At 72.1% G+C, this 23,031-nt stretch carries 20 protein-coding genes and 3 pseudogenes; 16 read left to right on the top strand and 7 right to left on the bottom strand.

The window, feature by feature from the left end:
• Positions 1–9 precede the first annotated feature (9 nt).
• Both KGS77_RS03330 and KGS77_RS03325 read right to left on the bottom strand, forming a co-directional pair.
• A complete protein-coding gene (locus tag KGS77_RS03330; protein ID WP_242578600.1) occupies positions 10–804 on the bottom strand; it encodes a VOC family protein in 795 nt (264 codons plus the stop codon).
• A 136-nt stretch (positions 805–940) separates the two neighbouring features.
• Positions 941–1,768, bottom strand: a complete 828-nt coding sequence (locus KGS77_RS03325) for a SigB/SigF/SigG family RNA polymerase sigma factor (protein ID WP_242578599.1) — start codon at positions 1,766–1,768, stop codon at positions 941–943.
• Between the two features lie 392 nt (positions 1,769–2,160).
• Between KGS77_RS03325 and KGS77_RS03320 the strand changes: the two genes are divergently transcribed.
• The 7 genes and pseudogenes from KGS77_RS03320 (at position 2,161) to KGS77_RS03290 (ending at position 9,055) form a co-directional block, all read left to right on the top strand.
• Complete coding sequence (locus KGS77_RS03320) at positions 2,161–2,442, top strand: DUF5133 domain-containing protein (RefSeq protein ID WP_242578598.1); 282 nt, start codon at positions 2,161–2,163, stop codon at positions 2,440–2,442.
• 423 nt (positions 2,443–2,865) lie between these two features.
• Positions 2,866–4,964 (top strand): annotated as a pseudogene (locus KGS77_RS03315) (catalase).
• Between the two features lie 43 nt (positions 4,965–5,007).
• Positions 5,008–5,424, top strand: coding sequence for a CBS domain-containing protein (locus KGS77_RS03310; protein ID WP_242578597.1), 417 nt, complete (start codon positions 5,008–5,010; stop codon positions 5,422–5,424).
• 213 nt (positions 5,425–5,637) lie between these two features.
• The gene (locus KGS77_RS03305) at positions 5,638–6,822 is read left to right on the top strand and encodes a zinc-dependent alcohol dehydrogenase (protein WP_242578596.1); all 1,185 of its coding nucleotides are present in this window, start codon (positions 5,638–5,640) and stop codon (positions 6,820–6,822) included.
• A gap of 143 nt (positions 6,823–6,965) precedes the next feature.
• Positions 6,966–7,586, top strand: coding sequence for an NAD(P)H-dependent oxidoreductase (locus KGS77_RS03300; protein ID WP_242578595.1), 621 nt, complete (start codon positions 6,966–6,968; stop codon positions 7,584–7,586).
• Between the two features lie 81 nt (positions 7,587–7,667).
• Complete coding sequence (locus tag KGS77_RS03295) at positions 7,668–8,345, top strand: HAD family hydrolase (protein ID WP_242578594.1); 678 nt, start codon at positions 7,668–7,670, stop codon at positions 8,343–8,345.
• A gap of 206 nt (positions 8,346–8,551) precedes the next feature.
• On the top strand, positions 8,552–9,055 hold the full coding sequence (locus KGS77_RS03290; protein WP_242578593.1) for a hypothetical protein: 504 nt from the start codon (positions 8,552–8,554) through the stop codon (positions 9,053–9,055).
• Positions 9,056–9,074: 19 nt separating this feature from the next.
• Here KGS77_RS03290 and KGS77_RS03285 read toward each other — a convergent pair whose 3' ends face one another.
• Together KGS77_RS03285 and KGS77_RS03280 are read right to left on the bottom strand one after the other, a co-directional pair.
• The gene (locus tag KGS77_RS03285) at positions 9,075–9,683 is read right to left on the bottom strand and encodes an AAA family ATPase (RefSeq protein WP_242578592.1); all 609 of its coding nucleotides are present in this window, start codon (positions 9,681–9,683) and stop codon (positions 9,075–9,077) included.
• 216 nt (positions 9,684–9,899) lie between these two features.
• Entirely contained in the window at positions 9,900–10,541 is a 642-nt protein-coding gene (locus tag KGS77_RS03280; RefSeq protein WP_242578591.1) for a hypothetical protein, read from the bottom strand.
• 238 nt (positions 10,542–10,779) lie between these two features.
• Here KGS77_RS03280 and KGS77_RS03275 point away from each other — a divergent pair.
• The 9 genes and pseudogenes from KGS77_RS03275 (at position 10,780) to KGS77_RS03235 (ending at position 17,467) form a co-directional block, all read left to right on the top strand.
• Positions 10,780–11,285: pseudogene (locus tag KGS77_RS03275) on the top strand (DinB family protein).
• A 276-nt stretch (positions 11,286–11,561) separates the two neighbouring features.
• A complete protein-coding gene (locus KGS77_RS03270) occupies positions 11,562–11,765 on the top strand; it encodes a hypothetical protein (protein ID WP_242587272.1) in 204 nt (67 codons plus the stop codon).
• Complete coding sequence (locus KGS77_RS03265) at positions 11,762–12,274, top strand: MrpF/PhaF family protein (protein WP_242578590.1); 513 nt, start codon at positions 11,762–11,764, stop codon at positions 12,272–12,274. Before KGS77_RS03270 ends, KGS77_RS03265 begins: the two co-directional genes overlap by 4 nt.
• Positions 12,267–12,500: pseudogene (locus KGS77_RS03260) on the top strand (DUF4040 domain-containing protein); the annotation flags it as partial. The gene KGS77_RS03265 and the pseudogene KGS77_RS03260, both read left to right, overlap by 8 nt.
• Before the next feature lie 154 nt (positions 12,501–12,654).
• The gene (locus tag KGS77_RS03255) at positions 12,655–13,512 is read left to right on the top strand and encodes an MnhB domain-containing protein (protein ID WP_242578589.1); all 858 of its coding nucleotides are present in this window, start codon (positions 12,655–12,657) and stop codon (positions 13,510–13,512) included.
• Positions 13,509–13,856, top strand: coding sequence for a sodium:proton antiporter (locus KGS77_RS03250; RefSeq protein ID WP_242578588.1), 348 nt, complete (start codon positions 13,509–13,511; stop codon positions 13,854–13,856). Before KGS77_RS03255 ends, KGS77_RS03250 begins: the two co-directional genes overlap by 4 nt.
• Positions 13,853–15,883 (top strand): complex I subunit 5 family protein, encoded by a 2,031-nt coding sequence (locus KGS77_RS03245; protein ID WP_242578587.1) that lies wholly within the window; start codon positions 13,853–13,855, stop codon positions 15,881–15,883. The genes KGS77_RS03250 and KGS77_RS03245 overlap by 4 nt, the downstream gene beginning before the upstream one ends.
• A gap of 105 nt (positions 15,884–15,988) precedes the next feature.
• On the top strand, positions 15,989–16,804 hold the full coding sequence (locus KGS77_RS03240; protein ID WP_242578586.1) for a SigB/SigF/SigG family RNA polymerase sigma factor: 816 nt from the start codon (positions 15,989–15,991) through the stop codon (positions 16,802–16,804).
• A 54-nt stretch (positions 16,805–16,858) separates the two neighbouring features.
• Positions 16,859–17,467 carry an isochorismatase family cysteine hydrolase gene (locus KGS77_RS03235; protein ID WP_277994180.1) on the top strand — a complete coding sequence of 203 codons (609 nt, stop codon included), beginning with the start codon at positions 16,859–16,861 and terminating at the stop codon, positions 17,465–17,467.
• A gap of 61 nt (positions 17,468–17,528) precedes the next feature.
• Here KGS77_RS03235 and nrfD read toward each other — a convergent pair whose 3' ends face one another.
• From nrfD to fdh, 3 genes are all read right to left on the bottom strand, one after another.
• Positions 17,529–18,473, bottom strand: coding sequence for an NrfD/PsrC family molybdoenzyme membrane anchor subunit (gene nrfD, locus KGS77_RS03230; RefSeq protein ID WP_242578584.1), 945 nt, complete (start codon positions 18,471–18,473; stop codon positions 17,529–17,531).
• A gap of 131 nt (positions 18,474–18,604) precedes the next feature.
• Positions 18,605–19,504, bottom strand: a complete 900-nt coding sequence (locus tag KGS77_RS03225) for a 4Fe-4S dicluster domain-containing protein (protein ID WP_242578583.1) — start codon at positions 19,502–19,504, stop codon at positions 18,605–18,607.
• A gap of 1 nt (position 19,505) precedes the next feature.
• Positions 19,506–22,811, bottom strand: coding sequence for a formate dehydrogenase (gene fdh, locus KGS77_RS03220; protein ID WP_242578582.1), 3,306 nt, complete (start codon positions 22,809–22,811; stop codon positions 19,506–19,508).
• Positions 22,812–23,031: the final 220 nt, after the last annotated feature.

Here is a 23,031-nt window from a genome sequence, read left to right as displayed (position 1 = left end):
CGGCCGGCGTCAGCCGCCGGGGGCGATCACGTGGAAGAGGGCGCCCTGCGGGTCGCGCAGCTCGGCGACCTGGCCGTGGGCGGTGCCGGCCGGACCGGAGACGACCGTCCCGCCCAGCTTCCGGGTGGTCTCCACCGCCGCCTGCGCGTCCGGCACCTGGAAGTGAACGTTCCAGCGCGGGCGGATCTGCGGGTCGGCCGCCGCCTCCACCGCGCCGCCGTACAGGCCCACCGCGTCCCGCCCGGCGACCCGCAGCACCACCCGGTCGTCCTCCCAGCGCACCGCGTAGCGCTCCTCGGGCTGCTCGTCCCAGCAGAACATCCCGCCGTAGAAGCGCGCGGCCTCGAACGCGTCACGGGTCCGCAGCTCCACCCAGGTCGGCGCGCCGTCCACCTGGGGCCGCGCATACCCGTGCGCGCCGGGGTTGCGGCACTCCCACAGCCCGAACCGCGCCCCGGCCGGGTCGGCGGCCAGCGCCAGGCGCCCGGCGTCGAAGTTCAGCGGGCCGACGGCGACCGTACCGCCGCGCTCGCGCAGCCCGGCGGCGGTGGCGTCCGCGTCCTCGGTCCCGAAGTACATCGTCCAGGAGACGGGCAGTTCGGTGTGGTGGGCGGAGGCGCTCAGCCCCGCGACGGGGGTGCCCGAGGCGGTGGCGCGTACGTACGGCCCCCACCGCTCCGGCCCGCTCCGGAATTCCCACCCGAGGAGCGATCCGTAGAATTCCATCGCCGTGTCCAGGTCGCCCGTCATGAGGGAGACCCACGACGGTGCGCCGGGAATGCATGCCATCTGCTTGTCGACCATGGAAGACCCTTCTACGGCATCGGGTGCGTGGCTGCCAGTCGGGCCGTACGGACCCGGCCGTACGGACACAGCCGTCAGGCAAGGGGGCGACGGGCGGGCTCGCTTCCTTTTCCCCGCTTCTTCGCGCTTGTCGCCCTCAGGCCGCGGCCGGCGATTCGGGCGCGGTGCCCGGCGCGTCGACCTGCTCACGGACGTGCTCGCAGGTGCGCCGGATGAGGCGGCACACATGCATCTGGGAGAGGCCGAGTTCCGCGCCTATGCGGCTCTGCGTCATATCACAGAAATACCGCAGGTACAGGATGCGGCGCTCCCGGTCGGGCAGCCGCCGCACATGGGATTTCACCGCTTCACGGTCGGTGACCAGCTCGTATTCGGCCTCGGTGTAACCCAGTGTGTCCTGGAGGGTGAATCCGTCGTCCGCGCCCGGCCGTTCGGCGTCCAGGGACAGCGAACGGTAACTTTCCAGGGCCTCCAGGCCCAGGAGGACATCGTCCTCGGAAAGGCGGGCCCGGGCGGCGATCATCGCCACGGAAGGGGAGCGGTCATCCGCGGTGACGGACAGTTCCCGCACGGCCGTACGGACCTTGTTCCGCAGTTCCTGGACGCGGCGGGGCACGTGCACCCCCCAGGTGCAGTCACGGAAGTGGCGCTTTATCTCGCCGATTATCGTGGGCACCGCATAACTCTCGAAGGCGCCGCCCCGCTTCGGGTCGTACCCGTTGACGGCCTTGACCAGACCGAGGGCCGCCACCTGTTTGAGGTCTTCCACGTTCTCGCCGCGGTCACGGAATCGCAGAGCCAGCCGTTTCGCCATCGGCAGCCAGGCCCGGACGAGTTCCTCGCACAGCCGCCGCTTCTCCTCGCCTTCGGGCAGTGCCGCCAGCCGCGCGAATGCGGCGGCGGTGTCCGGGGTGTCGAAGAAGTCGCCACGGCGGGTGCGGGCCGGAGCATCGGTACTGCTCATGAGGTTCTCACTCTCCCAACGGGCGCAGATTGCGGTTGCGTCAACGCGAGAGCCATTGCGGTACGGCAGAGCCGTTGTCTGCGACTGTGCGCGGCCTTCCGGGGCGCATCAGGCGCGTCATGGGGCACGCGGCCTCATACGTACGGCCGTCGGCTGCCCGGGCACTGAGGAGCGCCGGTCGGAACTCCCCCGACCAGCGTAAGGATCTTCGCCCGACTTGGCATCCCGGGAGCGCCGGGGCTGTGGGGGCCCGAGGGAAAACCGCAGGCCGACGTGCCCGCCGCATCCCGTGAGCATGGTCGTGCTACGGCCGGGTAGGCGCCCCACTGCGTCGATCCGGACACCCACCTTCCGGTCCGCACCCCATCTCGTACGAACAAAAGGAGCTGGCCGTGCTGATGGCTCACCCCGTTGTGCTGCGGAACCTCGTGGAACAGTACGAGACCCTGCAAATCCTGCAGGCGTCCGACGGCAGCCCCGCATTGCGGCAGCGCCTGGACGACATCGCGTACACCTTGTGCGTCTCCACCGGTACCCGTGACGTGGACGCGGCCCTGATAGCGGCCCGTTACCGGCTTCCCGGCGCACGGGTCACCGATGACTCCCTGCTCCAGGACAAGGAGGCCACCGCCCTCCGGAGCAGCGACGGTTCCGCCTCCGCGGCCCGGAACTGATCCTCGCCCGGTCACCGTCCGCCCGGCCCGGCACGCCGTCCGCGGGGATCGGCGTGAAAGCGGCGTTTCCTTTCCGGGCGGGACGGTTACCCGGCCCTGCGGTACGGGCTGTCGGCAAGGAAGGCGAGGAAGCCGGGCGCGGCCCCCGGGCAAAGCGCCGGGCAAAGACGCCGGGCGAGGAATGGCGTTGGTTGAATGATGGCTGAATTCAGCGGATCGGTTGGCGTTGTCACCGGCCGGACGGAGGCCGTTCGGACCGCCGGGACGGTCATTCGCCATCGGCCGTCATTCGCCATCGGTCGTCCGGTATCAGTCACTCGGCGTCGGCCGCCGGCCCCGGACCGTATCCCCTAATGGCCGCGCATTCCGATCATCAGTGACCTGGACGACCTACTGTGATTGCGCGAAGGAAACGAGGAACTGATGGCTGACCCGAAACAGGAACAGCGCGACCTTTTCCGTGCCGCGGACCCGTCCCAGGGACCGCTCACCACCGATCAGGGTGTCACCGTCGACCACACCGACGACTCCCTCCAGGCCGGTGAACGCGGCCCCACGCTGATGGAGGACTTCCACTTCCGGGAGAAGGTCACCCGTTTCGACCACGAGCGGATTCCCGAGCGGGTGGTGCACGCCCGCGGCGCGGGCGCGTACGGGTACTTCCAGCCGTACGAGTCGTGCGCGGAGTTCACCCGCGCGGCCTTCCTCCAGGACCCTTCCGTCAGGACGCCGGTCTTCGTGCGGTTCTCCACCGTCCAGGGGCCGCGCGGCTCCGCCGACACGGTGCGTGACGTACGCGGCTTCGCGACGAAGTTCTACACGACCGAAGGCAACTACGACCTGGTCGGCAACAACTTCCCCGTCTTCTTCATCCAGGACGGCATCAAGTTCCCCGACTTCGTGCACGCGGTCAAGCCCGAACCGCACAACGACATCCCCACCGGCGCCTCCGCCCACGACACCCTGTGGGACTTCGTCTCCCTCCAGCCCGAGACCCTCCACACGATCATGTGGCTGATGTCCGACCGGGCCATCCCGCGCAGCTACCGGATGATGCAGGGCTTCGGCGTGCACACCTTCCGGTTCGTCAACGCGCAGGGCCGGGGACGTTCGTGAAGTTCCACTGGAAGCCCAAGCTCGGCGTCCACTCGCTGGTGTGGGACGAGGCGCAGGAGACCCAGGGCCGCGACCCCGACTTCAACCGCCGGGACCTGTGGGACACCATCGAAGCCGGCGCCTACCCCGAGTGGGAGCTGGGCGTCCAACTGGTCGCGGAGGAGGACGAGCACTCCTTCGACTTCGACCTGCTGGACCCCACGAAGATCATCCCCGAGGAGCAGGTACCGGTACGGCCCATCGGCCGCATGGTGCTCAACCGCAACCCCGACAACTTCTTCGCGGAGACCGAGCAGGTCGCCTTCCACACGGCCAACGTCGTCCCGGGCATCGACTTCACCAACGACCCGCTGCTCCAGGCCCGTAACTTCTCCTACCTCGACACCCAGCTCATCCGCCTGGGCGGCCCCAACTTCGCCCAGATCCCGGTGAACCGGCCGGTGGTCCCCGTACGCAACAACCAGCGCGACGGCTACCACCAGAACCAGATCCACCGCGGCACCAACTACACCCCCAACTCGCTCGGCGGTGGCTGCCCGGCGCTCGCCGACCCCGACGACCCGGCCTTCCGGCACCTGACCGAGCGCGTGGACGGACACAAGATCCGCCGCCGCAGCCCGAGCTTCGACGACCACTACAACCAGACCGCCATGTTCTGGCACAGCATGTCCGCCTGGGAGCAGCAGCACATCGTCGACGCCTTCCGCTTCGAGCTGGGCAAGGTCGGCGTCAAGGAGGTCCGGGCCCGTACGGTCCAGCAGCTCGCGCTGGTGGATCACGACCTGGCCGTGGCGGTGGCCCAGGGCGTCGGCGTCCCCGAGCCGCCGCGCCGGGAGACACCGCGCCCCACCCCCTCGCCCGCGCTCAGCCTGGAGAACAACAAGGGCGACGGGTCGATCGCCACCCGTCAGATCGCGGTGCTCGTCTCCGACGGCGTGGACTCGGGCCAGGCCGCGGCCGTACGTGACGCGCTCGCCGGCCAGGGCGCCGTCGTGGAGATGATCGCCCCCAAGGACGGCACGGTCACCGGCGCGGACGGCCGGGACTTCGCCGTGGACCGGGCGCTGCCCACGGTCGCCTCCGTGCTCTACGACGCGGTCCTGCTGCCGGCCGGGGGGCTGGACTCCGGCGATCCGCTCGCCGACGACACCGCCCGGCGGTTCGTACGGGACGCCTACCGGCACGGCAAGGCGATCGGCGCGCTGGGCACGAGCGTGGAGCTGCTCTCCGCGCTGCTGCCGGCCGATGTACCGGTGGCCGGTGAAGGCGGTGGCGCGTTCGCGCACGCGGGTGTGGTCACCGACCGGGCGGGCGGGGCCGGGGCGGTCGGCGAGGACTTCTCACGGGCCTTCGCGGACGCCGTCGCGGCGCACCGCCACTGGGACCGGCCGGTGCTCCGCATCTGAGCCACACAGCACGCACAACACCCACTACAGGAAAGGCCGAATCATGACGACCGCGCGCGAGATCATGACTCCGTCCGCCGAGTGTATCGGCGCGGAGGACACCGTGCAGGAAGCGGCCCGCAGGATGACCGAACTCGGGGTCGGGGCGCTGCCGATCTGCGGCACCGACAACCGGCTCAAGGGCGTTCTCACCGACCGTGACATCGTGGTCAAGGTGCTGGGCAAGGGCAAGGACCCCTCGCAGGTCAAGGCCGGTGAGCTGGCCCAGGGCGAGGCCGTGACCATCGGGGCCGACGACGGCGCGGAAGAGATCCTCTCCACCATGATCCACCACAAGGTCCGGCGGCTGCCGGTCATCGACGGCCACGACCTGGTCGGCATGGTCGCCCAGGCCGATGTCGCCAGGGCGCTGCCGGACCCCAAGGTCGGTCAGCTCCTCGAAGCCCTCTCCTCGGACTGAGCCGGGGACCTGCCCTCGGAGCAGCTCGTAGACCTTGAGCCTGCGCCCCCGAATACGCGCCGCGCCTGCCGGAGCCGTCCCCGTCGGCCCCAGGCGCGGCGGCGTCCGTTTGACCGGCCGCGGCGCCGGGCACCCGGAGGCACCCACAGCACGGCAGCACGGCAGTACGCCGGCACCACAGCACGTCGGCAGCACATCGCGAAGGAGAGCGGTATGAGGGCCCTGACCTGGCACGGCAAGCGGGATGTACGCGTCGAGACGGTGCCCGACCCCAGGATCACGGAGCCGACGGACGTCATCGTACGCATCACCTCCACCGGAATCTGCGGCTCCGACCTGCACCTCTACGAAGTGCTGGGGCCCTACCTCGATCCAGGCGACATCCTCGGCCACGAGCCGATGGGCATCGTCGAGGAGGCCGGCAGCGAGGTCACCGCCGTGGCCCCCGGTGACCGGGTCGTGATCCCGTTCAACGTCTCGTGCGGCACGTGCTGGATGTGCGGGCAGGGGCTGCACTCGCAGTGCGAGACCACCCAGGTACGCGAGCGCGGCACCGGCGCCTCGCTCTTCGGCTACACCAAGCTGTACGGGCAGGTGCCCGGCGGCCAGGCCGAGTTCCTGCGTGTGCCGTTCGGCAACACGCTGCCGGTCAAGGTGCCGCACGGCCCGCCCGACGAGCGGTTCATCTACCTCTCCGACGTTCTGCCCACCGCCTGGCAGGCCGTCGCCTACGCACAGATCCCGCCCGGCGGCAGCGTCACCGTACTGGGCCTGGGCCCCATCGGTGACATGGCCGCCCGCGTCGCCCTGCACCAGGGCGCGAGCCGGGTCATCGGCGTGGACCTGGTGCCCGAACGGCTGGCCAGGGCCCGACGGCGTGGCGTACACGTCCTGGACCTGCGCGAACACGGCAAGGACGTGGGCGAGGCGGTCCGCGAGCTGACCGAGGGCCGGGGCACGGACGCCGTCATCGACGCGGTCGGCATGGAGGCGCACGGCGCGCCCGTCGCCAAGGCCGCCCAGCAGTTCGTCGGGCTGCTGCCGGACGCGCTGGCGGAGAAGCTGATGGAGCGGTCGGGCCTGGACCGCATGGCGGCCCTGCACACCGCGATCGACGCCGTACGGCGCGGCGGCACGGTCTCCGTGGTGGGGGTCTACGGCGGCGCGGTGGACCCGATGCCGCTGCTGACGATGTTCGACAAACAGATCCAGTTGCGGATGGGCCAGGCCAACGTGTGGCGCTGGGTCGAGGACATCCTGCCGCTGCTCGACGACGCGGACCCGCTCGGGGTGGAGGGCTTCGCGACCCACACCCTGCCGCTGGAGGACGGGCCGCAGGCGTACAAGACGTTCCAGGCCAAGGAGGACGGCATGATCAAGACGTTGCTGAAGCCGTAGGCCCTGCCGGTGCGAGGCTGGTGCGAGGCCGGGGCGCCGGCGGTGTGCCGACGGGGCGCCGGTGTGTGACGGCGGGCCGCCGCTCGGGTGGTGCCGCAGGGGCGTACGGCATGGGCGACGGCCGCCGGGGTATCCGTGCCCGTATGAGTGCCACTAATTTGTCCGCAATCGCCCTTGTATGTACGCTCCGGCCTTCGCCGTCCCCGTCCAGCAGCGCCCTTCTGGCCAGACAGGTCATGGCGGCCTTCGCCGACCTCGACATCCACGGCGAGACCGTCCGCGTCGCCGACCACGACGTCCGGCCCGGCGTCCAGATCGACATGGGTGAGGGGGACGCCTGGCCGGCCCTGCGGGAGAAGATCCAGGCCGCCGACATCCTCCTCCTGGCGACCCCCATCTGGCTGGGCCATCCCTCCAGCGTCGCCCAGCGCGTCCTTGAGCGCCTGGACGCGGAACTGTCCGAGACGGACGACGAGGGGCGGCTGCTGACGTACGGGAAGGCCGCCGCCGTGGCGGTGGTGGGCAACGAGGACGGCGCCCACAAGGTCTCCGCCGACCTCTTCCAGGGGCTCAACGATGTCGGCTTCTCGCTCGCCCCCGGCGCCGTCACGTACTGGGTCGGGGAGGCCCAGCAGGGCACGGACTACCAGGACCTGGACGCGACCCCGAGCGCGGTCGCCAAGACCACCCGCACCCTCGCCGTCAACACGGCGCACCTGGCACGCCTGTTGAAGAGCGGACCCTATCCGCCGTCGTCCTCCTGACGGCCGAGGGGCGCGCGGACCAGGGGCCCGCGCGGAACGAGGGACGAGCGGCGCACGGAAGAAGAGAGAGTGGTGACAGACATGGCGGACACTTCGGGCGCCGCGCACCGGGCGGCCCTGTTCGACGTGGACGGGACCCTGGTCGACACCAACTACCTGCACACCGTGGCGTGGTGGGAGGCGTTCCGCCAGGCGGGCCACCACGTGCCGATGCGCGCCGTCCATCGGGCGATCGGCCTGGGCTCCGAGGACCTCATCGAGCACGTACTCGGCGCGGACCGCGACCCCGGCCAGGACGGGTCGATCAGTTCCGCGCACAAGGCCCTGTACGCCACCTGTTTCGACCGGCTGCCCGCCCTGGAAGCCGCCGGTGACCTGCTGCGCGCACTGGCCGACCGCGGCCTGCGCATCGTCCTGGCCACCTCCGCCGACGGGTCCGAACTCGCCGCGCTGCGGCGGGCCATCGACGCCGACGACGTCATCGCGGGGACCGCCAGCTCCGATGACGTCGCCCAGGGCAAGCCGGCACCCGACCCGGTGGAGCGGGCGCTCGAACTGGCCCAGGTGCCCGCCTCCTGCGCCGTCTTCGTCGGTGACACGGTGTGGGACATGAAAGCCGCCGCGCGGGCCGGGGTCCAGCGCGTTGCCCTCCTGTCCGGCGGCATCCCCCGCGCCGACCTGGAGGAGGCCGGCGCCGCCGCGGTCTACCAGGACCCGGCGGATCTGCTGGCCAACCTCGACCGGAGCCCGCTGGCCTGAACTCCCCGGGCCGGCGCGGCTGAGCCGGGACCGGCTTCCTACGGGGCCGTACGCCCTCCCGGTCGCGTACGCGCCCCGCGATCACATACGCGCCCTCCCGGTGCCGAGTGCGCCATGGGCCCGTACATCCCGTACGCCCGTGCGGTTCGGGGTGCCGCTCGTCGGGCAGACTGGGGACAGCATCGGGGGCAGCGGGGGACAAGAACGTGATCGGTGACACGACGGACGACCGGCCCGGCGACGAGAGGACCGACCAAGGGGTGGACCCGCTCGACCTGTCCGAGGTCGAGTACGACGACCCCGACGGCGGTTCCGGGAAACGTGCCATGGGCGAGCACGCCTGGCGGGTCTGCGAACTCACGGGCATGGACCCGCGGTACGGCATCCCGGCGCTGCTCACCATCGCCCTGCGCGAATCGGCCTACAACGACCCGCGCTGGCGGGTGAACACCACGGACTCCAACGCGCGGGGGCCCATCGTCTCCGACGGCCACCCCCGGAACTGCTCGCGCGGCGCCACCCAGTGCATACCGCCGACCTTCGCCAGGTACCACCACGAGGGGACCGCCCGCACCCCGTACGACGTCCAGGCGTGCATGGCCGCGACGGTCCATTACGTACGCGACCGGTACGGGGTCAACCGGTCCGGCTCCAACTTCGCGGCCCGCGTACAACAGGCGGATCCCACCCGGCCGCCCAAGGGGTACTGAATCCCGGGCGCGGCCGGGCTCAGCCGACGGCGCCCTCGGTCCAGGCCCGGGCGAGGATCTCCTCCACGGTCTGTGCGACGGTCTGCTCCGAGGTGTCCAGCCATAGGCCGATGCGCGGGGTGCTCTCGCGCAGCCCCCGGTCCAGGTCCGCCACGCTCCAGTCGGCGCCGTAGGCGGTCTTGGGCCGGGCCGCCTCACGTGCCGCGACGACCGGCGGCCGGGGGGCCAGCACCACCACCGCGAGCGGCCGGGTCCTGATCTGCCCGGTGAGTTCGCGCAGATGCTCACCGAGGAGGATGTCCTGGGCGATGACCGTGAAGCCCTCGGAGGCGTACTGATCGGCACTCACCGCCGTGAGCCGGTGGCGCAGCCGGAGCTGGGCCAGCGCCCGCTCGTCGGCGTCGGGTGTCATGGGCACCGCGCCGTTGACGACCATACGGCGGAACGTGTCGCCCCGCAGATGCACAGAACGGCTCAGCCGCTCGGCGAGGGCCTGGGCCACGGTCGACTTCCCGGCCGCCTGGATGCCGGTGATCACCACGACGCCGGGCCGGTCCCACGCCGGATGCGGCGTGCCGGACGCGGCGGGTCCGGGAGCGGGCACAGAGGCGGGGCCGGGCGTGGGCATGGCTGCGCGCACCTTTCGTTGCTGTTCACGGTCAGGACGTGACGTGCGGAACCGGCGTCCCGGCGACGATAACGGGCACGGTCCGGCACCCGCATTCTTGTTTTCCCGGGAGTTACCCGTGTATCTACGTCACCTGTCGCCCCGTCGGTCCCGTCAGGCTCATCGGACCCGTCGGGCTCGTCGGACCCGTCGGACCCCTCGGACCCGTCGGGCTGGTCAGGGCAGGCGCGGCACGGGCTGCTCGGCGGACGCCGGCGGTGCGGCGCGGGAGAGCCGCACGCGCAGCGACCACCGGTGACGGGCCGGGGCGCCGTGCCGGACGGCGTGCGCCAAGGCGGTGGCGGCGGCCCCCGTCAGGCCGGTGAACAGCAATACGGCCAGGCTCTCCAGGCCGGTGGGGTTCCAGGTGAGTTCGGCGTCCCGGTTGACGATGAAACCGTCGAAGAAGAGCCAGCAGACCGCGGCGACGGCGGGCGCCCAGCGCATCCGGCCCAGCGCGGCCACCAGCGCGGACAGCAGGGCGAAGGCCCCGAGACACCACCACAGGTGCGCCCGGCCGTCGGTGAGCATCAGAGCGACGATCAGCAGCGCGGACGCCGCGCACCCGATGGGCAACGCGAGATCACCGGCGAGACCGGACACGGGACCGTCCGCGTCCGTCCCGGGTGCCGCCCGCCCGCCGTACCGCGGATACGTTTCGGCCGTCCCGAACAGCGCGTACCGCTCGTGGTGCCCGTGATGCCTGTGATGCCTGTCCTGCTCACAGGTCGCGGACTCCTCGTGCTTTTCGGATGTGACCTCCGCCGCGCCTGCCACGGGCGCGGCGTGCGCCTTCTCGTCACGGTGTGCCTGGGCCATGGAGTCAGCCTCCCGTCGACGGTCCCCCTCCCTTCTTCTTCCCCATCGGCGCCCGCCGTCCGGCCTACGAGGGGGCGTACGCCCGGAATTCCACCGAGGCCGTACGGAACAAGCCAGTTGTTCAACAGGCAGGCCGTGGAACGAGCCGGTTAAGGTCACCCACCAGAACCAACAGAACCGCCAGAACCACCAGAACCGCCACAGCGCCCCTTTGTCATCCGTGGGAAGGACTTCGCCAGTGACCGTCGAACGCATCGGACCGCCTCTGACGGCGGGGGAACGCGAAACGCTGCGCGGCTGCCTCGACTTCCATCGGGCGACGCTCGCCATGAAGTGCGAGGACTTTCGGACGAGGAACTGCGCCGGCGTTCCATGCCGCCCTCGACGCTCTCGCTGCTCGGTCTGGTCCGGCACCTGGCCGAGGTGGAACGCACCTGGTTCCGCCGAGTGATCAACAAGGAGGACATACCGCTGGTGTGGTCCGCCGAGGGCGACTACCAGGTGGCGTACGACGTGAGCACGGCCTCCCGGACGGAGGCGTTCGAGGCATGGCGCACGGAGGTCGATCACGCCCGCCGGATCGAGGCGGCGGCGGAGTCGCTGGAGGTGACCGGCCATCAGCCCCGGTGGGGCGAGGACGTGTCCCTGCGGCTGGTGATGCTTCATGTGACCCTTGAGTACGCCCGGCACAACGGCCACGCCGACTTCCTGCGCGAAGGCATCGACGGCACCGTCGGGGCCTGACGGCCGGCCCGGCTCTGTGCTTGCCGCCGGCTGTCCCTCGCTTCCTCTCGCTTCCTCTCGCCGTCTACCGCCGCGCCTGCCGTGCTGCCCCCGTGCCGTGACCCGGCGGACGCGGTGTCACCGGCGCGTTTCCCCGGGCGCGGGAGGGGCGCATGAGAGCCTGACGCCCGGGTACGCGAGGCCGGAGGTGAGCCCATGAACGGTGGTGGGTCCGGTGGCGGTGACGGCGGGGCCGGTAACGGTGACCGTGGGGCCGGTGGTACGCGGGCGCGCGGTGTGGCGGTGCGGGGCGCGGCGGTCGCCGAACTGGCCGGGTGCTGGGCCGCGCTGACCGGACTGTGGGTGGTGCTGATCAGTGCGGTCGACGCCCTGGAGTGGGGCGTGGGAGCCGCCGCCGCGCTGCTCGCGGCCTTCGCCGCCCGTGCGGCCCGCAGAGCCGCCCGGCCCGACGCCCCCGTGCCGGACGGCCGGTTCTGGTGAACGGCTGGTCGGCCGCCGCCGTGGCGCTGCTGCTCGTCGGTGTCGCGCCCGCCGTATGGGGCGCGGCCGGCGGTCCCGTACGGCGGCGGGTGCTGGCCCAGAACGTCGCCACACCGGCCGGCTGTCTGGTCCTGCTGCTGCTCGCGCAGGGGTACGAGCGTCCCGCGTACGCCGATCTGGCTCTCGTCCTGGCCGTGCTGGGCCCGGCGGGCACCTTGGTCTTCGCCCGGCTGCTGGAGGACGAACTGGCCGCGGATCCGCCGCGCGGACGGGTCGCCCGCGCCCTGACACCGCTCGTGGCGACGGCGGCGGCCCTCGTGGTGCTGCCGCTGTGCCTGGCCACGGACCCGGGCCGGGCCACGGTCAAGACGCTCGTCATCGGTGCCCTGCTGGTGGCCGGCAACGTTCTGTCCACCCGCGCCCTGACGGGGGAGGGCCGCCCGTCCGAAGCGAGCGGGCCGAACGCGGAGGGCCGGCCGTCGGGAGAGCGCCGGGGGTCCGGTGGATGACCCGGTGATCGTGCTCACCCTGGCGCTGGTCACGGCCGCCGCGACCGTCGCCGTACTGGTCCGCGACCCCGTACGGCAGGCGACCGTACTGGCCGTGCTCGGCCTGAGCCTGGCCCTGCTGTTCACCGCCCTCCAGGCGCCGGACGTGGCACTGTCCCAGCTCGCGGTGGGCTCCGCGCTCACCCCGCTGATGGTGTTGCTGTCCGTACGGAAGGTACGCCGCAGGGGCGGGGAGGAGAGCGGGACCGAGGACTTTCCGGGCCGGAGCGGGATCCCGCGCCGGATCGGAATCCGGAACCGAATCCGAATCCGAATCCGGAGCCGGAGCCGGAGCCGGATTCCGGGCCGGAACAGCGGCGGGAACGAGGGGAGGGGCGGGATTGAGCAGACGGGCGCGCTTGTGGGTACTGGCGCTGGGCGGCCTGGGCGTGGCCGTCCTGCTGGTCGGCGCGGCACTGGAACTGCCGGGCTTCGGCGGTGCCGCGCACCCGTACGGCGACCGCTCCGTCCACGCCTCGCTCGCCCGGCACACCGCCAACGTCATCGCGTCCGTCAACTTCGACCAGCGGGCCTTCGACACCCTGGGCGAGGAGTCCATCCTCTTCTGCGCCGCGCTGGGCACCGTCGTCCTGCTGCGCCAGACCCGCGACGAGCACCGGGTCCCGCCGCGGCCCGCGCGGGTCTCCCCGCCCGTACGCCGGTACGCGCTGATCGCCCTGCCGGTCACCCTGCTCATCGGGCTGTACGTCGTCGCACACGGCCAGCTCAGCCCGGGCGGCGGCTTCCAGGGCGGCGTGGTCGTGGCGACCTCGCTGCACCTGCTGTACGTCGCTGTGGACTACCGGGCCCTGGAACGGATCCGGCCGGTCGGCCTGTACGCGGTGGCGGACGGCGCCGGGGAGGCTGCCTACCTGCTGCTGGGCGTGGCCGGCACCCTCGCCGGCACCGCCTACCTCGCCAACGTCCTCCCGTACGGGACCTTTAACACCCTCGCCTCCGGCGGCACCGTACCGCTGCTGAACGCCGCGATCGGGGTGGAGGTCGCCAGCGGGGTCGTGGTCCTCCTCGCCTCCTTCCTCGACCAGGCGGTCGAGATCGAGGACGGGCCCGGCGGCCCCGACCAGGACGCGGACTCCGACGCAGGTACCAACACCAACACTGACGCCGGCACCAACACCGGCATCGACACCGATCCGAGCCCGGACAGGGGCACGGGGAAGGAGACGGGCGGGACATGAGCGTGCTGCCGTATCTCGTGGCCGGCTGGATCTTCCTGATCGGCTGCTACGGGCTGGCCACCAGCCGCAACCTCATCCACGCCGTCGGCTGCCTGGCCGTCTGCCAGTCCGCCACCTACGTCCTGCTGCTGGCCATCGGCTACCGCGACGGCGGCACCGCACCCGTCTTCTCCGATCTGCGCCCCGGCTCCCGCCCGGTCGTCGACCCCGTCGTACAGGCCCTGGCGCTCACGGACGTCGTCGTGGGCGCCACCGTCACCGCGCTGCTGCTCGCCCTCGTCGTCCAGGTCGCCAAGCGGCACGGCACCGTCGACCCGGACGAACTCTCGGAGCTGCGCGGGTGACCGCCGCCGGGACACTGCCCCTGATCGTGGCCACGCCGCTGCTCGGCGCGGCCCTGCTGGTCGCGGTCGGCCGGCGGCTGCCCCGGGTCGCCGCCGAGGCGCTGGGCTGCGCCTTCGCGGCCGGCACCGCCGCCCTGGCGCTGTCCGTACTCCTGCGTACGCCCCCCGCCACCGGGCACGGCACGGGCGGGACCGGCGGCGCCCCGGGGCCGCCCGCCGTCGAGTGGCTCGGCGGCTGGCACCCGCACGGCGGCGCGGGCGTGGGCATCGTCCTGGTCGGGGACCGCGTCGGGGTGGGCCTGGCGGTCCTCGCCTCCCTGCTCGTCGTGGCCGTACTCGCCTATTCCTGGCGGTACTTCGACGAACGGCCGCACCGCCCGGCGGGCACCTTCCCCGCGCTGGTCCTGATCTTCCAGGCGGGCATGTGCGGCTTCGTGCTCACCGGCGACCTCTTCAACGCCTTCGTCTTCTTCGAGCTGATGGGCGTCGTCGCGTACGCCCTGACCGGCTACCGCGTCGAGGAGGCCCGCGCCGTCCAGGGCGCGCTGACCTTCGGCATCGTCAACTCCCTCGGCGGTTACGCGACGCTGCTGGGCATCGCCCTGCTGTACGGGCGCACCGGCGAACTCGGCCTGGCCCAGATCGGCGCGCGGCTGGACGCCCGGGCCGGCGCCGGTCCGGGAAGTGGCGACGCCCTCACCCGTACGGGGAGCGCACTGGCCGACGAGGCGGCGCAGCGGCCCGGCCTGCTCGTTCTGACCGCCTTCGTCCTCGTCCTGACCGGCCTGCTCATCAAGGCGGCGGCCGTCCCCTTCCACTTCTGGCTGCCCGACGCCCACGCGGTCGCGCCCACGCCGGTGTGCATGCTGCTCTCCGGCGTCATGGTCGAACTGGGGGTGTACGGCACGGCCCGGGTGTACTGGACCGTCTTCGCCGGCCCCGGTGGCATTCCCGCCGAGGACGCCCACCGTGCGCTGCTCGCCCTCGGCGCACTCACCGCGGTCACCGGCGCCGTCATGTGCTGGCAGCAGCGTCACCTCAAGCGACTGCTCGCCTTCTCCACCGTCGCCCACACCGGACTGTTCCTCGTCGGCATCGCGGTCCTCACCCCGCAGGGCGTCGCGGGCACCGCCGTCTACGTTCTCGGCCACGCGGGTGTGAAAGCCGCCCTGTTCGCCTGTACGGGCATCCTCCTGGACCGCTTCAGCAGCGTGGACGAACACGCCCTGCACGGCCGGGGCCGCGAACTCCCCCTGATCGGCGTGCTGTACGGGCTCGGCGGCCTGGCCCTGGCCGGACTGCCGCTCTTCGCCACGGGGCTGGGCAAGGCGCTCACCGAGGAGGCGGCGGGCGTCGGGCCGACCGTACTGTTCGTGGCGGTGTCGGCGGTCACCGGGGGAGCGGTGCTGCGGGCCGCCGCCCGTGTCTTCCTGGGGCTCGGCGAACGCTCCGGGAGCACCCCGCCGTACGACGCCTCGCCACAGGGGAATCCGCCGGCCGGCCACCCCTCGGCCGGCAACCGGCCGGGCCGGAACTCCCCGGACGGCAACCGCCGGGCCGCGGACTTTCCGGACGGGACGAGCGGCGCGCACGAGGAGCCCGAGACGCGCGGCCCGCTCAACCGGATCCCGGACACCATGCTCGCGGTGCCGATCGCCCTGCTGGCGGCCGTACCGGTGGTGGGCCTGGTCCCGGAACTGCACGCGGCGATCGGCCGGGCCGCCGACGCCTTCACCGACCACGCGGGCTACGCCGCCGCCGTACTGGGCACCCGTACCACCCCTGTCATCCCCGCTCCCACTCCCGCGCCGCACTGGACGGTCTCCGGTATCGCGCTCGGGCTGCTCTCCGCGGCGCTCGCCACGGCCCTGGCGCGGTGGTCCCTGCGTCCCGGCGCCCGCACCGACCCCGCACGGTGGACCGCGCCGCTGCGCCGGCTGCACTCCGGGCACATCGGCGACTACGTCGCCTGCGCGCTGGCCGGCATCACGGTGACGGCGCTGGTGCTGCTGCCCGCGCTGCGATGAGGCGCGCCAACCGGTGTGACGTCCGCGTCACTGGGGAGGCGCAGGGTGAGCCCGGGTCGGAATCGCCGCCCGGGACCGACGCGTACGAGGGAGAGTGAAGCCGCCATGCCCCCCGCAGTTGCCGCCCCCGCCCCCACTGTCGCCACCCCCGCTTCCACCCCTGTTCCCTCCATCGAAAAGCTGGTCTCCCTTCCCGAAGGCCCGGAGAAGCGCGAACTGCGGCAGCAGGTGATCCGGGAATGGCTGCCCATGGCGGAACGGCTGTCCACCCGCTTTCACAACCGTGGCGAATCCGCGGAGGACCTCCGGCAGATCGCCTCGCTGGGCCTGGTGAAAGCGGTGGACCGCTTCGATCCCGGGCGTGGGCACGCCTTCGAGAGCTTTGCCGTGCCGACCATCGTCGGGGAGATCAAACGGCATTTCCGCGACCACACATGGGGCGTTCATGTGCCCCGCCGCGTCCAGGAACTGCGCAATCAGGTCCGCAGCGGTACGCGCGAACTGAGCGCCGCCGTGGACCACCGCACCCCGTCGGTCGCCCAGGTCGCCGAGCACACCGGACTGAGCGAGGATGAGGTACGCGTGGGAAGGACGGCGATGGAGAGCTACAAACCGCTGTCCCTGGACGCCGAGGTGTCCGCCGGCGCCGAGGACGGTTACTCCCTCGCGGACACGCTGGGAGCGTCCGAGCCAGGGTATGACCGGGTGGTCCTGCGCGAGACGGTCCGGCACAAGCTGCGCAGCCTCCCGGAGCGGGAACGCCGCATCCTCTACCTGCGGTATTTCTGCGACATGACCCAGAGCCGTATCGCGCGGGAATGCCACCTCTCGCAGATGCACGTCTCCCGCATTCTCAGCGGAACCTGCTCGCGCATACGCCGGGCCGTGGAAAGGGAGGAGAGGCGGGAACGGGTGGTGTGACACCTCACGCCTCGGCAAGCGGAAAGGACGAGGAGCGCCGTGCGAAGGAGCGCCGTGGGAGAGAGTGCCGGGCGAGAGAGTACCGGGCGAGAAAGCGCCGTACGGAAGACCGCCCTGATAGTGGTCGACATGATCAACACGTATCGGCACGCGGACGCCCAGCAGTTGCTGCCGTCCGTCCGCGACGCACTCCCCGGGATGCGCGGACTGCTCGAAAGGGCGCGGGCCGACAACGTCGACGTCATCTACGTCAACGACAATTTCGGCCGCTGGCGGTCGCACCACGACGAAATCCTGGAAATGGCGCTGAACGGCCCGCACGCCGATCTGGTCGAGCCGATCCGCCCGGACGCCGACGCGATGTTCGTCGTCAAGGCCCGGCACTCCATTTTCTACCAGACTCCGCTGGAATATCTGCTGAGCCAGAACGGGATCGGCCGGATCGTGCTGTGCGGCCAGGTGACCGAACAGTGCATTCTCTATTCGGCCCTGGACGCCCACATCCGGCACCTGGACGTCACCGTGGTCCAGGACGCCGTCGCCCACATCCACCAGGACCTCGCGGACGCCGCGCTGCGGATGATGAAGCGGAACATGGGGGCGCGCATCGTGCGCTCCGGGGACGGCGACGTCTTCGGCGGGAGCGGCGACCCGGCCGGCTGAGGACTCCCGGCCGCTTGAGGACTCCCGGTCGCCTGAGGACTCCCGGCCGGGTCGGTGCCCTCTACGGCCGGCCTCGGCCCGGGTCCGCGTCCGGTGCCCGGCCCCCGTCCGATGTCCGGCCCGCCCGCTGTGGCACCACCGTGTACTTGGGGTCCTCGGCCGAGGCGATGCCGGCCGCGAACACCCCGAACCGGGTGCAGGCGGAGCCCGCCAGCAGCGCCAGACCTCCCGCCACGGCCGCCGTACGGCTGCGGCGCCCCATGAGCGCCGCGGTGGCCGCACCGGCCGCGGTGAGCAGCCGGGCCGCGCGCAGCAGCGTGCCCGCCCGCCCCTCCCGGCAGGTCTCGGCGACCATACCGAGCCGTCGCTCCACCGCCCGGTGCGCGGCGGCCTCCGCCCCCGCCGCCAGTACGGCCGCGTGCCGTGCGGGAGCGTTCTCCCGGACGGGGCCGAGGACCAGTGCCATACCGCAGGCCGCCGCGGTGGCGGAGGCGGTGAAGAGGTAGGGCAGTTCACGGTGGGCGCCGTGCCAGGCCGGCACGGCCGTGTCCGCCGCCAGTACCGCCGTGTACGAGGCCACGGCCGGCCCCAGCAGCGCGGCGCCCGCGGTCGCGGCGGCGCCCGCCACGGGCAGCAGCCCGGTCACCGCGCACCCGGCCGCGGCTCCGGCCGCCGGCCCGTACGCGGCCAGCAGCCAGGAGCCGACGCTCATCGGCGAGGTCGGCTTCAGGACCCGCAGCATGTGCGGGAACCGGCTCGGCCGGCCGAGGTCGTGGACGAGCGCCGCGGTGGAGAGCGCGATCGCGGTGAGGGAGGAGACCTTCATGCCCTTCGCGGTTCTCCCGCGGCCGGTGAGCTGCGCGCCCGCGGCGAGCACCGACCCGGCGCCGGCCAGTCCGCCGAGGAAGAAGTACCCGGCGATGTCCCGGGCGGCCCACGACGGGGCCTTGATGACGGGCCTGCCGTAGTACGAGGAGGACGGGGCGAACTGGGCCCGCGGCACCATGGGCTCCTCCCCGCCGCGCCGCCGCCTTTCGTCGCGCCGCCCGTCTCCGTGCCGCCCGTCCCCGTGCCGCTTGTCCCCGTGTGATCCGTCCCCGTGTGATCCGTCCCCGTGCCGCGCCCGCGCCGGACCGTTCATCGTCGCCCCTTCCGCCGGGCCGTTCCCTGCGGGCGTCCGGACAGCACGAAGGACAGCAGGAAGCCGCCCACCAGGGACAGCGCGGCGCCACCCGCGTGCTTCCACATGGTGGGCAGGTCGCGGGTGGTGACCACGGGATCCGGCGGCAGCCCGTAGACCTCCGGCTCGTCGAGCAGCAGGAAGAAGGCACCGTCCCCGCCGACGCCGTTCGCGGGGTCCGCGCCGTACAGCCGGGCCCCGGACACTCCGGCCGCCTGCAACTGGTCCACCCGCAGCGCGGCCCGCTCGCGCAGTTCCTCCAGCGGCCCGAACCGGATCGACTCGGTGGGACACGCCTTGGCGCAGGCGGGTTCCTGGCCGGCGCCGAGCCGGTCGTAACACAGGGTGCACTTGAAGGCGCGGCCGTCGGAGGGGCGCTGTTCGATGACGCCGTACGGGCAGGCGGGTACGCAGTAGCCGCAGCCGTTGCAGATGTCCTCCTGGACCACGACCGTGCCGAACTCGGTGCGGAAGAGGGAACCGGTCGGGCAGACGTCCAGGCAGGCGGCGTGGGTGCAGTGCTTGCAGACGTCGGAGGACATCAGCCAGCGCAGGTCACCGCCGCCGCTCCCGCCGTCCGCGAGCGGCAGCTCGGTGCGGCCGTCCGCCTTCGGTACCCCGGCCGGCTCCGGAGCCGTCTGCTCGATGAAGGCCACATGCCGCCAGGTGGAGGCGCCCAGCCCCGCGGTGTTGTCGTACGACATCCCGGTGAGCGACAGTCCGTCCTCCGGCAGGGCGTTCCACTCCTTGCACGCCACCTCGCACGCCTTGCAGCCGATGCACACGGAGGTGTCGGTGAAGAACCCCACGCGTGGCGGCGCGTCCACATGCCCGGCATCGCGGGCGGGATCCGCCATGTCAGTCCTCCGTCCCGGTCGACCCGGTGATCCCCGCGCGTTCGCGGTACGCGGCGACCAGCCGTGGCAGGTCCGGCCCCCGGGGACGGCGCCCCGGCCGGATGTCGGCGGTCAGCGCCTTGTCCTCCTGGATCAGCGCGTTGGGGTCCAGGGCGATGGCGACCAGCTCGTTGGCCGCGTCCCCGGTCACCACGCCGTTGGGCCCCCAGTGGAAGGGCAGACCGATCTGATGGACCGTACGGCCGTGCACGGTCAGCGGCTTGATCCGCGCCGTCACCATCACCCGTGCCTCGACCGCGTTGCGCGCGGTGACGATGGTCGCCCAGCCCCCGTGCTCCAGCCCGCGTTCGGCCGCGAGGTGCGGGGAGACCTCGCAGAAGAACTCCGGCTGCAGCTCGGCTAGATACGGTGACCAGCGGCTCATCCCGCCGGCGGTGAAGTGCTCGGTCAGCCGGTGGGTGGTGACCACGTACGGAAAGACCTCCGCCCCCGGCTCGTGCCCGCTGGGGTGGTAGCGGTTGCCCTCGCGGGAGTAGACCTTGCGTACGGGCGAACGCCGGTGGGCGGGGTAGAGGGCGTTGGTGAAGGGGGAGTCCTGCGGCTCGTAGTGCGTGGGCAGCGGGCCGTCCACGAGCCCTGCGGGCGCGTAGAGCCAGCCCTTGCCGTCCGCCTGCATGATGAAGGGATCGTCCCCGCGCAGCGCGTCCGGTCCGCTCGCCCCCGGTGGCGGTACGTGGTCGGGCGCCCGGTCGGGGATGAAGTCGGGTACGTCGTACCCGGTCCACTTCCCCTGTGCGCCGTCCCACCACACGTACGCCTTGCGCTCGCTCCACGGTGTGCCGTCCGGCGCGGCGGAGGCCCGGTTGTACAGGATGCGGCGGTTCGCCGGCCAGGCCCAGGCCCACCCGGCCGCCACCCAGTCCTGCTCGGTGTGCGGGGTGCGGCACGCGGCCCGGTTGACGCCGTCCGCGTAGACCCCGCAGTAGATCCAGCAGCCGCAGCGCGTGGACCCGTCGTCCCTCAGTTCCGTGTACGCGGACAGCGGCGACCCGTCCGGACCCTGCCCGTTGATCTCCGCGAGCACGGCGGCGGCCACCGGCTCCTCCAGCGGTCCCTGGACGGGATAGTCCCAGGTCAGATCCAGTACGGCGCGGTCCATCGGATCGGTGGAAGCGGCCAGCTTCTCCTTGATGCGGCGGCCCAGGTGGTACATGAACCACAGGTCGCTGCGGGCGTCGCCCTCGGGCTCGACGGCGGCGTGGTGCCACTGGACCCAGCGGTTGGTGTTGGTGAACGACCCGGACTTCTCGGTGTGCGAGGCGGCGGGGAAGAAGAACACCTCCGTACCGATGTCCTCGGTGCGCAGCTCTCCGGTCTCGGTCTCGGGCCCGTCCCGCCACCAGGTCGCGGACTCGATCAGGGAGAAGTCCCGCACCACCAGCCAGTCCAGGTTCGCCATGCCCAGGCGCTGCAGCCGGGTGTTGGCGGAGCCGACGGCCGGGTTCTCACCCATCAGGAAGTAGCCCTTGCACACCCCGTCGAGCTGGGCGAGCACCGTGTCGTACGTGCTGTGCGAGCCCGTCAGCCGCGGCAGGTGGTCGAAGCACCAGTCGTTCTCCGCGGTCGCCGCGTCACCGTAGTACGCCTTGAGCAGACTCACGAAGTAGGCCCGCATCTCGCCCCAGAATCCCTTCTCGGTGCGGCTGGCCGCGATGAAGGTGTCCAGGTCCTGGTGGGCGTGGGCGTGCGGCATGGGGAGGTAGCCGGGCAGCAGGTTGAACAGGGTGGGGATGTCGCTGGAGCCCTGGATGGAGGCATGGCCGCGCAGCGCCTGGATGCCGCCGCCCGGCCGGCCGATGTTGCCCAGCAGCAACTGGAGCACACTGGCGGCGCGGATGTACTGGGAGCCGACGGAGTGCTGGGTCCAGCCCACCGCGTAGACGAAGGCGCTGGTGCGTTCCCGGCCGGAGTTGGCGGTCAGGTCCTCGCACACCCGCAGGAACGTTTCGCGGGGGATGCCGCAGACCTCCTCGACCAGCTCGGGGGTGTAGCGCGCGTAGTGCCGCTTGAGGATCTGGTACACACAGCGCGGGTGCTGGAGGGTGTCGTCGTACGCCGCCTCGGACGCGGCCTGGGGGCCGCCGGAGCCGTGGGTCTCGGAGCCCCCGGCGGCGTGCACCCGCCGCCCCACCTCGTGCTCCTCGCCCCGCCCGCCTCGCGGACCGTCCTCGCCGTCCTCGCCCGCCCGGCGCTCGTACTGCTGGTCCACGTCCCCGGCCGGCGCCTGCACCTGCGCGCCCTGGTACTGCCAGCTCGCCGGGTCGTAGTGGCGGCGCTCCTGGTCAAGCCCCGAGAAGACCCCGGCGAGGTCCTCGGTGTCCCGGAAGTCCTCGCCGATCAGCGTGGCGGCGTTGGTGTACGCCAGCACGTACTCCCGGAAGTCCTTCTCCTCGGTGAGCACATGGTTGATGATCCCGCCGAGGAAGGCGATGTCGCTGCCGGCCCGGATCGGCACGTGCAGGTCGGCGAGCGCACTGGTACGCGTGAAGCGCGGATCGACGTGGATGACGCGGGCGCCGCGCGCCTTGGCCTCCATGACCCACTGGAAGCCGACCGGGTGCGCCTCGGCGTAGTTGGAGCCCTGGATGACGATGCAGTCCGCGTGCTGGAGATCCTGCATGAACGTCGTCGCGCCACCCCGCCCGAACGAGGTGCCCAGCCCCGCGACGGTCGAGCTGTGACAGACCCGGGCCTGGTTCTCCACCTGCACCACGCCGAGCCCGGTCAGCAGCTTCTTGATCAGGTAGTTCTCCTCGTTGTCGAGGGTCGCCCCGCCCAGGCTCGCGATGCCGAGCGTACGGGCCACCCGCAGCCCCTCGTGCTCCCACTGCCAGGTCTCGCGCCGGGTGGCGATGACCCGGTCGGCGACCATGTCCATGGCGGTTTCCAGGTCGAGCGGCTCCCAGTCGGACGCGTACGGACGCCGGTGGAGGACCTGGTGGCGGCGGGCGGACCCGGTGGTGAGCTGAAGCGTCGCCGACCCCTTGGGGCACAGCCGGCCACGGCTGACCGGGGAGTCCGGATCGCCCTCGATCTGCACCACCCGCTCGCCCTTGACGTACACCTGCTGGCCGCAGCCGACCGCGCAGTACGGGCAGACGGACTGCACGACACGGTCGGCACCGGCCGTACGGGGCCGCAGCGCCTCGGTACGCGCGGACACCGCGGCCCGGCCCCGGCCCAGCGGGTCGGTACCGGTGAGCTGCCGGTACACGGGCCATCGACGCAGCAGCCGAGGTACGCCCATCGCTTTCCTCCAGCCTCCGGCCCGTTCGCCGGCCCGTGCCGGGCTTTGTGCACCCGGGTCCCGCGCCGGGCCCCCTCCAGGCTGTCCCGGCAGGTTCGCAGGTGCCCGCCGGCCGGCTGGATACTCGTCCGTACGGGGAGAAAATCCGGCAATCGGGGACGCGGAGCGAGGGACGCGGAGCGAGGGAGGCGGAGGGGAGAGAAGCGGAGGGGAGGGGCGA

The sequence above is a fragment of the Streptomyces sp. MST-110588 genome, assembly GCF_022695595.1.
GTDB lineage: Bacteria > Actinomycetota > Actinomycetes > Streptomycetales > Streptomycetaceae > Streptomyces.
Note: the sequence above shows the minus strand (reverse complement) of the source record. Positions and strands in the feature narration are given on the sequence as shown.